Source organism: Mediterraneibacter butyricigenes, from assembly GCF_003574295.1.
Taxonomy (GTDB): Bacteria; Bacillota; Clostridia; order Lachnospirales; family Lachnospiraceae; genus Mediterraneibacter_A; species Mediterraneibacter_A butyricigenes.
The window spans coordinates 695,909-709,991 of the sequence record NZ_BHGK01000001.1; the positions used below are offsets into that span (position 1 = coordinate 695,909).

Below are 14,083 nucleotides of genomic sequence, written 5' to 3' on the forward strand. Positions count from 1 at the left end.
TGAATCCCCACTGACATAAAAACTTTCTTTATTATACCCGAAAATATCTCTTCGCGCTACTGCATTTCCACTTTCTAAGAAATTTCCAAGTGTAGCAGTATATAAGGCTTCATCTATCCCTCATATTCAAAAATATAAGACTGATAGCCGTTAATAATAATTGTATCCTTATATTTAGCAACTCTTGAATTTCTTCCGTAATTTAAATGTACATGTCCATGAAGATGGTATTTTGGTGAATATTTTTCCAAAAGCTCCTTAAACACTTCAAATCCCTGATGTGCCGTTGTTTCTTCATCATTAATTCCTCTGGTCGGTGCATGGGTCAGCAAAATATCAAATCCTTTTTTTTGTTTCATTTTCAACCACATTTTCTGCACTCGGTGTTTCATTTCTTTTTGGGTATATTGATGGGCTCCGCCGCTGTACCAGCAAGATCCTCCAAGTCCCAGAATCCGTATCCCTTTGTATTCATAAATTTGATTTTCAATACAAATACAGCCTTCCGGTTTCTTTCTTTCATATATCCCATCATGATTCCCATGGATATATAATAACGGACAATGAGCCATCGTCACTAAAAAGGTAAGATACTCTGGTTTCAAATCTCCACAAGACAGGATCAGTTCAATATCTCTTAATTTATCCGGCGTGTAATAATCCCAGAGGCTTCTGGATTCTTCATCTGCTATTACAAGTATTTTCATATGCTTTTCTATAACCCCTGTAATTTCAGAAGTTCTCTCGCTCCTTCCTCTAATTCTGACTGTTCCGGGATACGCCCTATCACATTCTCATAGAGCCAGTCCATCGTAACTAACTCCTCTACCTCCAATGTTTCTCCGTCAATTCCATGGATTTTTCCATTCTGATCACGCATTTTCCCTTCAAACGGATGAAAGCTCCCTTCTGCAATAAACTGGGCGAAACTTTCTGCCATACGTTTTACTCCGCCCGGAACCCTTTCTGAACAGATTAGTTCTACAACTCCTGCGGATAATCCCCACCAGTAGTTTAATGTTTTCTTGTCACCGTATGCCATTGGTTTCCAGGAGCCATCCAGAATATACTGCATGATCCGTTCATAAAATTTCCCCCAGTTTATAATGCTGGTCGCAATCCTTGTGATTTCTCCATTTTCCTGAAAATATAATCCGTATGGACTTTCTGTTCCTTTTTTACTGATCATTTCTTTTGCTGAAATAATCCTCAATTTTTTCTTCTCTTCTTCAGATTTGGAATTTTTCACCCCTGTCCAGATTAATTTTACCCGCGCTCCCGGCTGCATCATCTGAACACCAATCGAAAATGCATTGATATTTGCAATTGTTCCATACATTGGATAATCTTCTTCATATCCGATCACACCCTCTCTGTCTGCCGCTGCTCCCGCTATAAGGCCCAGCAGAAATTTCATTTCATAATTTCTTGTCAGATACGTTCTTACGGATTTATACGGAAAATTCAGAGAGCAATTAAAAATGTAAATCTCCGGATGTTTTAAAGCTGTCTGCACAGATGCCTGCATCAACGTTGCGGTCGTAGTAAAAATCACTGCATTTCCATCTTCGATAGCTGTCTCAAGAACTTCACTTCTTGGTGTCTGGGGTTGGATATTTTCATATACACTGGTAATTACCCTTCCGGAAAACGAATCCTCCAACTGTTGTCTTCCAAGCTCATGTGCATAATTCCATTCACTGGAATTGGTACTCCCTTCATAAATAAAGGCAACTTTAATCATTCTCTTCGGTGATGCCAGAAGTCTGGTCAAAATCGGAGTTTTTTCTGTCTCCGGCTCCATCACACGCTCCACCTCTGCTTCCAGGGCTTCCGGTTCTATCTCTTCGCGGATTATTTCCAGTTTCTCACAGATTTCCACAGAAGTTTTTTCTTTCAATTCCTCATATGGAAAAATTTCAAGGCAACGCAAAAAAGCAGTCCCTATATGTTCCGGTATAAAATCTCCGGTCATAGATTCATACATGATTCCGAAATGGTAGAAAACGCTTGATAGTCTCCGAATTTCTTCTTCATTCCATTTACTGTTCCAGTCTTTTCCTATTGCCTGCAACAGACTCTCATAATTTCCCGGCTCTGGGAATATAATCATATTCAGACCGGTTCTTTTATAAAATTCCACAAATTCATAATATACTACATTTTCTTTTTTACTGTCATGCACCGGAAGTATTCTTGTAACATTTGCAAGTATTGTCGGCATTTTTAAATATTTCATAATACTGACTCTTTTATTTCCTTCCTGCACGTAAAATCTGTTTCTGTATTCATATACAGTCACCGGGTCTCTCAATCCTTCTTCCATCTGAGATTGAAAAAGGGACAACCACTTTGTCGCAAATTCCGATGTTTCATCTAAAAGAGGAAGGAAATCCGGACTAAATGCAATGCTTCTTCCCGTTTCTTTGGTTCCGATCACCAATGATAATGGAATCTCCATCATTCCCAGATACTGATTTCCGGCAGTCTCCTGTTTCTCCAAAATGGTATCCAGTACTTTCAGGTATGGTGATTCTCCCTTGGTACTCGCCCGTCTGGACTGACGCTGTGCAAGCTTTCTTGCTTTTTTATAATCATCCAATGACATTTCCTCAACCCCTTTCTGATCTTCCATATCCTTTTCTACTGTAACTTCCAGATGTCTTTATTATACTGTGCAATTGTCCGGTCAGAAGAAAAGAATCCTGCTTTGCTGATATTAATCAGAGTTTTCTTCGCCCAGTTCATACGGTCTTTATAGTCTTCATATGCTTTCTCCCGTGTTTTCTTATAAGATTCGAAATCAGGGAATGTCATAAACCAGTCCTTATTCAATAATTCCTGATACAGACGCAGAAGATTTTCTTTATTTCCGACTTTCATCACCGTTTCACTGACTATAAAATCTACAGCTCTTTTTATTGCCGGATTTTTTTCATAATAAGAGCGCGAAGAGTAATCCCCTTTTGCATAGCGTTCGATCACAACATCGGAAGATTCACCAAATGTATAAATATTATCCGATCCTACCAGTTCTTCAATCTCGAGATTTGCTCCATCCATCGTTCCAAGCGTCAACGCCCCATTCAACATAAACTTCATATTTCCGGTACCGGACGCCTCTTTGGATGCAAGAGAAATCTGTTCAGAAATGTCACATGCCGGAATTAACTTTTCAGCAAGTGTTACATTATAATTCTCTACCATTACAACATGAAGATATGGATTTACTTGCGGATCGTTGTTTACAATCTCCTGCACACATAATATTAAATGTATAATATCCTTTGCAATTATGTAAGCCGGTGCTGCCTTCGCACCAAAAAATACTGTGATCGGAGTCTCTGGTATCTTACCTTCTTTTATCTCAAGATATTTATTTATCACAAATAAAATATTCATCTGCTGACGTTTGTATTCATGTAGTCTCTTAATCTGAATATCAAAAATAGAATCCGGATGGATCTCCTGTCCCTGCGTTTTCCTTATATACTCAACCAGTGCAGATTTATTCTCCTGCTTTACTTCCAGAAGTTGTTTCAGAACTTCTTCGTTTTCTATATACTGTCCTAATTTTTGCAACTCTTCTGCATCCTTTTTCCAGCCCTCCCCGATCAATTTCGTGATGAGTGCTGCCAGTTTCGGATTACAGGATATCAGCCAGCGTCTGAACGTAATTCCATTTGTCTTATTGTTAAATTTCTCCGGATAAAGTTTATAAAAATTATGCAATTCTGTATTTTTCAGTATTTCTGTATGGAGGTATGCCACTCCATTGACACTGAAACCATAATGGATATCCATGTGTGCCATATGTACCAATCCATCTTTGATGATATATGTACTTTCATCACTGACTTTCAGACGAATTCGATTATCCAGTTCTCTAATGATCGGCATCAATTGAGGAACAACTTTTTCAAGATAGTTTATCGGCCATTTTTCCAAAGCTTCTGACAGGATTGTATGATTCGTATATGCACAGACTTTTGATACAATGTCAATCGCTTCTTCCATCAGAATTCCACGTTCCTGAAGAAGTCTGATCAACTCCGGAATCACCATTGATGGATGCGTATCATTAATCTGGACAACTGCATAATCTGCCAGGTCATGGAGATTACTTCCCCTCTCAACGCTCTCATCTAACAATAGTCTTGCTGCATTGCTTACCATAAAATATTGCTGATAAACTCTGAGCAGTCTTCCTTTTTCATCAGAATCATCGGGATATAAAAACAGTGTCAGATTCTTTCGGATGTCTTCTTTATCAAAATCTATCGTCTCGCCCACAATGCCATCATCCACTGTCTCAATATCAAACAAATGCAGCTTTGTCGTACGGTTCTCATATCCCAAAACATCTATATCATATAGTCTTGACTGTACGCGGAAACCTCCAAAGTCAATCGGATAAGTTACATCTGTTTTGATCAGCCAGCTATCTTCTGTCATCCACGGATTTGGTGTCTCTTTCTGTAGATTGTTTTCAAACAGCTGTTTAAACAGACCATAATGATAATTTAAGCCCACACCATCTCCATGAAGCCCCAGAGTAGCAATGGAATCCAGAAAACATGCAGCCAGACGTCCCAGACCTCCATTTCCCAGAGATGGTTCCGGCTCTATCTCTTCCAAAACCTCTAAAGATTTACCTTCTTTTTCCAGAAGTTGTTTTACTTCCTCATAGATCCCGAGGTTGATCAGGTTATTAGACAACAATTTGCCGATCAGAAATTCTGCTGAAATATAATAAAGCTTTTTCTTTCCTTTTTCCGTTACTTTTTTTTTACCCTGATCTTTTATCAACTGAAGCAATGCCACATATAATTCTTCATTACTACTGTCTGCGATTGGATTTTGAAGTTTCTTTTCTAATTCTATTTTCAGGTTCATCAACTTTCACCCTTTCCATTTTATATAGCATGCTATTTTAATTTTTATGTGTTTTCAAAAAAAGAGGCGGGTATTCCCGCCCCTTACTCATTCATCTTATACTTCCAGATTAAATCCATTCTGATCAAATACATGTACTTCACTTCCGCGGAATGTAAAAGATACTTCTTTTCCGATTGAAAGATCTGAAAGATTTTTTCCATTCAGATCCATTGTCTGCACGATGATAATCGTATCCTTTCCTGCTGCTGTAGCATGCAGATGAATTGCACTTCCCATCATCTCAGATACTTCGATCATGCCTGTAACTGACTGTGATCCAGGCTTCGCCAAAGAAATATGCTCCGGGCGTATGCCAAGCGTGACCTTCTGGGACTTTACACCTTTTGCTGCCAGATTCTTCTCCTTTTCTTCCGACAATTCTACTTTAATCCCCTCAACTTCCACCTGATATTTTCCCGCATTCTCGATCAATTCTGCATCGAAGAAATTCATCTGTGGCATACCGATAAATCCTGCCACAAACAGATTCACCGGATGATCAAATACTTCCTGCGGAGTTCCGATCTGCTGCACAACTCCGTCTTTCATGATCACAATACGATCTCCCAGCGTCATGGCTTCTGTCTGATCATGCGTCACATACATGAAAGTAGTATTAATTCCCTGACGCAATTTGATGAGCTCTGCACGCATCTGATTCCGTAGTTTTGCATCCAGATTGGATAACGGTTCATCCATCAAAAGTACTTTTGGTTCTCGCACGATTGCACGTCCAATTGCAACTCGCTGACGCTGCCCTCCTGATAAAGCTTTGGGTTTACGGTCCAGATACTGTGTGATTCCAAGTATTTCTGCTGCCTGATCTACTTTCCTGTTAATTTCATCCTTTGGCATCTTCCTAAGCTTTAATGGGAATTCCAGATTCTCACGGACAGTCATATGTGGATACAGAGCATAACTCTGAAATACCATTGCGATATCTCTGTCCTTAGGTTCCACATCATTCATTTTCTTGCCATCAATAAAGAGCTCACCGTCTGTGATTTCTTCCAGTCCTGCTACCATACGCAGAGTTGTTGACTTTCCACATCCGGAAGGACCAACAAGTACAATAAACTCTTTATCCTTGATATCCAGATTGAAGTCCTGGACAGCTACAACCCCTTCCTCGGTCACTAAAAGATTACTCTTCTTCTCGGATGAACCCTTTTTTCTCTTTTTCTCTGTGTTCGGGTAAACTTTTTTAATGTGCTTTAAACTTACCTCTGCCATAAATTAAGACTTTAATGACACTGCCTCCGCAACGTATCATCTCGTAACCGGCGATTTCTTCCGCGTCACATTACGACAGGTCTCCACACTGTCGCACCGCAAGCCTGACGGATTTCCTCCTTTTCTTTCCCTGAAAATGCAACAATGAGTGGAGTGTTGCATCCGGGCGGATTTAAATATTTATTTTTTTCGAAGTATAAACCAGAACTTTTATTTTCGCAATTCATTTTTAAAAATTCGACTATTCTTGTCTGTTTTGCACAATTTTGAAGCATCATTTTAAGTATTTTCCAACAAATTTATCATTTTCTACTGTTTTTCATTGTTTTTTCTTATCTATAGTGCTATGATGAAGCCAACAAATGGAAACGTTTTCGGAAACAGTTCCGAAAGTTGGGCTTTTCAAAAAACTCCCATTTCAATCAACCATATTATATTCAAGGAGGATTCATTTTATGAAAAAGAAAAGATTGATGGCAGCTGGACTGGCAGTTCTGATGACCGCATCCATGATAACCGGTTGCGGCAGTTCTGACAGCAAGAAAGAAGCAAAAAGTGATGCAAAAGGATCTGTTTACTATCTGAATTTCAAGCCGGAAGCAGATGCACAGTGGCAGGAACTTGCTGAAGAGTACACAAAGGAGACTGGAGTAACGGTAGAAGTTGTTACTGCTGCTTCCAACCAGTATGAAACTACACTAAAGAGTGAGATGGGTAAATCAAAAGCCCCTACATTATTCCAGGTAAATGGACCTGTTGGTCTGTCCTCATGGAAAGATTACTGCTATGATCTCTCTGGTTCAGATGTTTATAAAGAACTTACTTCTGATGATTTTGCATTAAAGGAGGGAGATGCAGTATATGGTATCGGATACGCCGTTGAATCTTACGGTATCATCTATAACAAAGAATTACTGAAAAAAGCAGGATATTCACAGGATGATATCAAAGGATTTGATGACCTTAAAAAAGTTGCAGAAGATATCACAAACAGAAAAGATGAGTTAGGATTCTCAGCATTTACATCTGCCGGAATGGATGGTTCTTCTGACTGGAGATTTAAAACACATCTTGCTAACCTTCCTATCTACTATGAATACAAAGCAGACGGAATTGACAATACAGATGCGATTAAAGGTACTTACCTCGATAACTACCGTAACATCTGGAATCTGTACATCAATAATGCCACATGCAGTCCAAAACAGTTAAGTACCAAGACAGCCGATGATGCAATTTCTGAATTCGTAACAGAGCAGGCAGTCTTCTACCAGAATGGTACATGGGCATATTCTGATATCGCTGATATCGGAGATGATAATCTCGGAATGCTTCCTATTTATATTGGTGTAGAAGGTGAAGAAGACCAGGGACTTTGTACCGGTACTGAGAACTACTGGTGTGTAAACAAGAAAGCTTCTGAAGATGATATTCAGGCTACTCTCGATTTCATGAACTGGTGTGTAACTTCTGAAACAGGTACAAAAGCAATGTGCGGTACAGCAGACGCTATGCCTTCCGGTGCAGATGGTATGGGATTTGTAATTCCATTCAATGGAAATCTTGAATCATCTAATCCACTTGTAAACATTGCAAATGATTATGTAAGCGAAGGAAAAACTCCTGTTTCTTGGAACTTCTCTACGATGCCTTCTGAGCAGTGGAAGAATGACCTTGGTTCTGCACTTACAACTTACGCATCCGATCAGACAGACAGTAACTGGGATCTTGTTAAATCTGCATTCGTAGATGGATGGGCAAAAGAAGCCGCAGCAAGCAAATAATTATTCACAAAGCAACTTACCATTGCAGGGGGAGCATACTGCTCCCCTGTTTTCATTCAAAGAGGGATATTATGGAAAAATCAATCAAACGTTATTGGCCAATTTTTCTGGTTCCTACTATGGCAGCTTTCATGATTGGATTTATCGTTCCTTTCCTGGAAGGCATTTATCTTTCCTTCTGTGATTTCACAACTATCAAAGATGCCTCTTTTGTAGGACTTGAAAACTATGTAAAAGCTTTCTCTGATAATACATTTACACATGCATTTTCTTTTACAACTGCTTTTGCAATTGTCACTTTAATACTGATCAATGTGCTTGCATTTGCTGTTGCACTTGCACTCACACAGAAGATCAGGGGAACAAATATTTTCCGTACCGTATTTTTTATGCCTAACCTGATCGGTGGTATCGTTCTTGGTTATGTATGGCAGTTAATCTTCGATGGTATTCTTGGCAAGTTTGATCTGGCATTAAAATTGAATGCAAAATTTGGTTTCTGGGGTCTGGTGATCCTGATCTGCTGGCAGCAAATTGGTTACATGATGATCGTCTATATCGCAGGTCTTCAGGCAATCCCAGGGTCATTGAATGAAGCAGCAATGATTGATGGTGCGAATGCAAGACAACGTCTGTTTAAAATCACCATCCCAATGATGATGCCTTCCATCACTATCTGTACATTCTTAACAATCACAAATTCTTTCAAACTGTTTGACCAGAACCTTTCACTGACTTCCGGTGAACCAATGCATCAGACAGAAATGATGGCATTAAACATTTATGATACATTTTACGGCCGTGTAGGATTTGAAGGAGTTGGTCAGGCAAAAGCAGTGATCTTCTTTGTGATCGTAGTAGCAATTGGTCTGATTCAGCTTCGCGCAACCAGAGATAAGGAGGTTCAGCAATAATGAAAAATAAAACAAGCGGTATTTTTGCCACTCTCTTTTTCACCATAATCTCTATTCTTTTCGTGGCACCGATTTTTATCGTTTTGATGAATTCTTTTAAGAAAAAAGCTTTTATCAGTCTTTCACCATTTTCACTGCCTGATGAGAAGAGTTATACAGGTTTTGAAAACTACATCACAAGTATTACAAAATATGAATTTATAAAAGCAGTTGGCTGGACATTATTTATCACAGTTATTTCTGTAGTTGTAATTCTGGTATGTTGCTCTATGTGTGCCTGGTACATTACCAGAGTAAAGAACAAACTGACAAAACTAATCTATCTTTTATGTGTATTTTCTATGGTTATACCATTCCAGATGGTTATGTTTACCCTATCCGGAACAGCAGATTCTCTTCATCTGAATACTCCTTGGGGAATCGTAATCGTTTATCTCGGTTTCGGTGCCGGACTGGCGGTCTTTATGTTTTGCGGTTTTGTGAAATCAATTCCAATTGAAATTGAAGAGGCAGCTATGATTGATGGGTGTAATCCAATCAAAACATTTTTTTCAGTGGTACTTCCTATTATGAAACCGACTTATATCTCTGTTGGTATTCTGGAAGCTATGTGGATCTGGAATGACTTCCTTCTTCCTTATCTTGTCCTGGATATTAAAAAATATAAAACGATTTCTATCGTTGTACAATATATGAAAGGAAGTTATGGACGTGTAGATATGGGAGCCATTATGGCATGCCTGATCATGGCAATCATCCCTGTCATTGTATTCTACTTAAGTTGTCAAAAATATATCATAAAAGGAGTTGCCGCAGGTGCTGTAAAGGGTTAAAATATGTCATAATCTATTTTTAACTATTATTAGAAGAAAGGATTTTTCTTATGACGATCAAAGACATCGCACAGTTATCCGGATATGGCATTAGTACTGTATCACGGGTTATAAATAATCATCCGGATGTCAGCGACAAGGCACGACGGCGGATTATGGAGGTTATTGAGGAGACGAATTTCCAGCCCAATTCCAACGCAAAACACTTGAAGATGAGAGCCAGTTCTTCTATCGCCATTATTGTTAAAGGAAATCAAAATATTCTGTTTAACGGAATCCTTGAGCAGATCCAACAGCTTCTTTTGAAGAACAACGAAGAGACTCGCGTCAGCTACCTAGATGAAGATGCAAATGAAATTAATTATGCCATGAGTCTTTGTCGTGAAAAAAATCCCAAAGGGATCTTTTTTCTCGGCGGGGATCTGGAATATTTTGAAAGAGATTTCAAACACATACATGTACCTTGCGTTCTGCTTACTAACAGCGGAAAGGATCTGAAGTTTCCTAATCTTTCCTCCTTGTCGACAGATGATGCGACAGCATCTGAAGCAGTGATTGACTATCTGGTAGACCAGGGACATACAAATATCGGAATCCTTGGGGGAAACCTTTCCGACACACAGATCAGCTACAAACGTCTGACTGGCTGTATTGCCGGATTTAAAAAGCATCATCTGGATTTTCAACAGGATTTACAATTTGAACCTTGTCGTTATTCTATTGAAGAGGGTTACGAGGCTACTCTCCAACTATTAAAACGTAACCCATCATTGACTGCAATTTTTGCTTTTGGTGATATTATTGCATTTGGTGCAATGCGAGCTATTCGAGATCTTGGCAAAAGAATTCCGGAGGATATTTCTCTGGTGGGATATGATGGCATTGACTTCTCCCGTTTTTCTATCCCAAGACTTACAACGATCCGCCAGGATACCTCTCAGATGGCCAAACAAGGCGTTGATCTGATGTTACAGCGGATTCATTATCCCTATAAAGCAGTTCATAAGATTATCCCTTATGAATTGGTTAAATCAGAAAGTGTCAAAAAAATTAATGAGAACTGAAAGGAGGGTTCATGGTGAGAGCTGCAGGTATTTTAATGCCCATTACTTCTCTTCCTTCCCCTTATGGAATAGGAACCTTAGGTCAGGCCGCACGTGATTTCATCCGGTTTCTCGAGAAATCCGGACAAACATACTGGCAGATTCTTCCTATTTGTCCAACCGGATACGGAGATTCTCCCTATCAGTCATCTTCTACCTTTGCAGGAAATCCTTATATGATTGATCTTGACGATCTTGTTTCAGAAGGATTACTGCTTAGCAGTGACTATGAAGATCTCTTCTGGGGAGACGAACCTACAAAAATAAACTATAAACTACTATATGAACAGCGTTTTGCTGTTCTAAAAAAATCTGTCGGAAACGTTTCCGCAAACATGGCTGACAGTCTGGCTACATTTATGCAGACAGAATCTTACTGGTTAGATGATTATGCCTTGTACATGGCTGTTAAGAATCATTTTGGCGGAACTGCATGGTCCCAATGGCCGGAACCGGTAAGACTTCGTAACTCTGATACATTGGAGAAGTTAAAAACAACTCTTGCGGAAGATATTTTATTCTGGAAAACCATCCAGTTCCTTTTCTTCCATCAATGGAAAAAACTAAAAGAATATGCCGGACAACATCACATTCAGATCATTGGGGATCTCCCTATCTATGTTTCTGATGACAGCGCAGATGTATGGGCTCATCCTGAACAATTTTATCTGGATGAACATTTACGCCCGAAAGAGATTTCCGGCTGTCCTCCGGATGGATTTTCTGAAAATGGACAACTCTGGGGAAATCCATTATTTAATTGGGATTTCATGAAAGAAAATGATTATTCCTGGTGGATCATGCGAATTGCTCATCAGATGAAAACCTATGATGTATTGAGAATTGATCATTTTCGCGGATTTGATTCCTATTTTGCAATTCCGTCCGGAGATAAAAATGCCAAAAACGGTGTCTGGCGAAAGGGGCCAGGAATTGACTTCTTTCAGACAGTAAAAGAAAAACTCGGTGATCTTCCAATCATTGCTGAAGATCTCGGATTTTTAACGGATTCTGTCCACCAACTACTGCATGATACCGGATTTCCCGGAATGAAAGTATTGGAATTTGCCTTTGATACCCGTGACACCGGTTATGGCTATCTGCCTCATTGTTACACCAGAAACTGTATCGTATATACTGGCACCCATGACAACGAAACCATCAATGGCTGGTTTGAAACAGCTCCTAAAGAGGATACCATCAATGCAATCCGTTACCTTCGCTTGACCAAAGAGGAAGGATATCATTGGGGCATGATGCGTAGTGCATGGGCAAGTGTTTCTGATACTGCAATCATGCAGATGCAAGATCTTCTTGGTCTTGGCCATGAAGCCCGGCTCAATACCCCCTCTACACTGGGAAATAACTGGACCTGGCGATGCAGACCTGAGGATATCTCAGATGAACTCGCTGAGCGATTATACGAAGAAATGAGAATATATGAGAGACTTCCTCAAATATAGTATAAAAATGGACACTCTGCCATCCATATAAAATCCGTATCCTAGCACCAAGACAATTCGTTAGTAGGTAATTACTCTCAAAAATCAAGAATATAAAAAAGCCTCACAAAGTCCGTATTTATGGACTTTGTGAGACCTTCAGCCAACAGGGGATGAGAGAATCGAACTCCCACCAAAGGTTTTGGAGACCCCTATCATACCATTTGACCAATCCCCTATATAAGGCACTAGATAGTTATACCATAATACTTCAAATTTGTCAACAATTCTGATAGATTTTCTCTCCTTTTTCAAAAGTTTTGAAAGAGCTAGCTATATCATCTCGTTTTTAAAAACATTTTCCAATTATCCTTATCCCTGTAGTCCATCAGACTGTCGGATCATATCCTCTACCACAATATCATAAATCTCTCCGATGGAATTACAGTATTCCAGAATTTTCCACGGTTCGTTGGTATGGAAATGTATTTTTACCAGGTCTTCGTCTCCTGCTGCAATCAGGCTATTGCCCTCAAAATGTTCTGAGATGTATTCAGCGATTTCATCCTCATCCAGATCCTCGTCTCTTCTGTCAATTAATAACTGTGTGTCGTAGCGATATGCGAACTGATCGTCTTCTGCATCAATAGAATGAACTGCCATTGCTTTTCCTCCGTTTCTTTCCTTTCTCTGGTTTATGCTATTCTTATTGTACCACGTTTTTCCAGAGAACGTCCAAAAACTTATAATACTCTACGAATGGATGTGCCTTCGCCTTGATCTTTCCTACCAGATAAGTAATAGGTTTATTCTGTATCCATTGCCATTTTTTCTTCCTGTAACAGCTTTTTTAATTTTTGAGCCGCTGCACTCATCGGACGCTTTGCATCATAAATCATACACACATGTCGACTGGGAATTCCTTCTTTCAAATCCATCTGAATGATTTCATGTTTTTTAAGTGCTTCCTCTGCCATTTCTTCTGGCAAAAAAGCCAGTCCTAACTCATTTTTAACTAATGGCAGAACCTGATCGGTTGTTGCTGCTTCCGTATCCGGCACCAGTTCTGCTCCATGTTCCAGAAATAATTTCTCATAAAAATGATAAGTTGTCGTCTCTCTGCCCAAGCTGATCAACGGATAATCTTTCAGGTCTTTCAGAGACAACTCCTGACTGGCCAGAGCAGTAAATGTTTTTCCACCCACCAGGATTTCCTGAAAACTGCGCAACCTGATTTCTTTTAACGGAACTTCTACTTTTACAGGCGTTGTTACGACTGCAAAATCAATTTCGCCGCTTCGCACGGAACGAATCGCCTCAGGTGTAGAATCATTACAAAGTTTCAGTCTCACCCCAGGATACTCCAAATGAAATTTATGCAGCCTGTCCAGTAAATAAATATTTAAGGCTGTTTCACTGGCTCCGATCGACACACTTCCATGCTCCAGTCCCACACTTTCCGATAACTCTTCTTCGGCCGTCTGAAGCTGCTGCACTGCCACAGATACCCTGGTATATAACCGCTCTCCTTCCGGTGTCAGATGCACCCCTCGATTCGTCCTTACAAACAGCGTGCAATTCAATTCATGCTCCAAACAATTCATAGCACGTGTCACATTAGGCTGACTGTTACACAGTGCCCGCGCTGCTTTTGTAAAATTATGATATTTAGCTACATAATAGAAAATCTTATAATATTCAAAATTTACATTCATGTTCTCCACTCTCCTGTTCCGATATTTTCCGGTATCCTTGCTATCCTTGCCCGGCTGCAGGATAGAATCGTGCAACTTATGCCGTTTTATTTCTCACAATCTGTAATATCGGACGTTGCTT

At 39.6% G+C, this 14,083-nt stretch carries 11 protein-coding genes and 1 tRNA gene; 5 read left to right on the plus strand and 7 right to left on the minus strand.

Annotated features, from left to right (window positions below):
* Positions 1 to 113: 113 nt before the first annotated feature.
* From KGMB01110_RS03345 to KGMB01110_RS03360, 4 genes are all read right to left on the minus strand, one after another.
* Positions 114 to 707, minus strand: a complete 594-nt coding sequence (locus tag KGMB01110_RS03345) for a metallophosphoesterase family protein (RefSeq protein ID WP_117604089.1) — start codon at positions 705 to 707, stop codon at positions 114 to 116.
* Positions 708 to 715: 8 nt separating this feature from the next.
* A complete protein-coding gene (locus tag KGMB01110_RS03350) occupies positions 716 to 2,635 on the minus strand; it encodes a BMP family ABC transporter substrate-binding protein (RefSeq protein ID WP_119297564.1) in 1,920 nt (639 codons plus the stop codon).
* A gap of 8 nt (positions 2,636 to 2,643) precedes the next feature.
* On the minus strand, positions 2,644 to 4,896 hold the full coding sequence (locus KGMB01110_RS03355) for a glycogen/starch/alpha-glucan phosphorylase (protein ID WP_119297565.1): 2,253 nt from the start codon (positions 4,894 to 4,896) through the stop codon (positions 2,644 to 2,646).
* A 96-nt stretch (positions 4,897 to 4,992) separates the two neighbouring features.
* Positions 4,993 to 6,171, minus strand: a complete 1,179-nt coding sequence (locus KGMB01110_RS03360) for an ABC transporter ATP-binding protein (RefSeq protein ID WP_117604086.1) — start codon at positions 6,169 to 6,171, stop codon at positions 4,993 to 4,995.
* A 455-nt stretch (positions 6,172 to 6,626) separates the two neighbouring features.
* Here KGMB01110_RS03360 and KGMB01110_RS03370 point away from each other — a divergent pair, with 455 nt between their 5' ends.
* The 5 genes from KGMB01110_RS03370 (at position 6,627) to malQ (ending at position 12,268) form a co-directional block, all read left to right on the plus strand.
* Positions 6,627 to 7,955, plus strand: a complete 1,329-nt coding sequence (locus tag KGMB01110_RS03370) for an ABC transporter substrate-binding protein (protein WP_117604084.1) — start codon at positions 6,627 to 6,629, stop codon at positions 7,953 to 7,955.
* Between the two features lie 71 nt (positions 7,956 to 8,026).
* Positions 8,027 to 8,869 carry a carbohydrate ABC transporter permease gene (locus KGMB01110_RS03375; protein ID WP_117604083.1) on the plus strand — a complete coding sequence of 281 codons (843 nt, stop codon included), beginning with the start codon at positions 8,027 to 8,029 and terminating at the stop codon, positions 8,867 to 8,869.
* Positions 8,869 to 9,702, plus strand: a complete 834-nt coding sequence (locus KGMB01110_RS03380) for a carbohydrate ABC transporter permease (protein WP_117604082.1) — start codon at positions 8,869 to 8,871, stop codon at positions 9,700 to 9,702. The genes KGMB01110_RS03375 and KGMB01110_RS03380 overlap by 1 nt, the downstream gene beginning before the upstream one ends.
* A 50-nt stretch (positions 9,703 to 9,752) precedes the next feature.
* Entirely contained in the window at positions 9,753 to 10,766 is a 1,014-nt protein-coding gene (locus tag KGMB01110_RS03385) for a LacI family DNA-binding transcriptional regulator (RefSeq protein ID WP_117604081.1), read from the plus strand.
* A gap of 11 nt (positions 10,767 to 10,777) precedes the next feature.
* Positions 10,778 to 12,268 carry a 4-alpha-glucanotransferase gene (malQ, locus tag KGMB01110_RS03390; RefSeq protein ID WP_198411021.1) on the plus strand — a complete coding sequence of 497 codons (1,491 nt, stop codon included), beginning with the start codon at positions 10,778 to 10,780 and terminating at the stop codon, positions 12,266 to 12,268.
* A gap of 146 nt (positions 12,269 to 12,414) precedes the next feature.
* On the opposite strand, the gene KGMB01110_RS03395 is transcribed toward malQ, so the two are convergent.
* The 3 genes from KGMB01110_RS03395 to KGMB01110_RS03405 all read right to left on the minus strand — a co-directional run bounded on the left by KGMB01110_RS03395 (position 12,415) and on the right by KGMB01110_RS03405 (position 13,962).
* Positions 12,415 to 12,485, minus strand: a tRNA-Trp gene (locus tag KGMB01110_RS03395).
* 134 nt (positions 12,486 to 12,619) lie between these two features.
* Positions 12,620 to 12,910 (minus strand): hypothetical protein, encoded by a 291-nt coding sequence (locus tag KGMB01110_RS03400; protein ID WP_117889111.1) that lies wholly within the window; start codon positions 12,908 to 12,910, stop codon positions 12,620 to 12,622.
* Positions 12,911 to 13,053: 143 nt separating this feature from the next.
* Complete coding sequence (locus KGMB01110_RS03405; RefSeq protein WP_119297567.1) at positions 13,054 to 13,962, minus strand: LysR family transcriptional regulator; 909 nt, start codon at positions 13,960 to 13,962, stop codon at positions 13,054 to 13,056.
* Positions 13,963 to 14,083 lie beyond the last annotated feature (121 nt).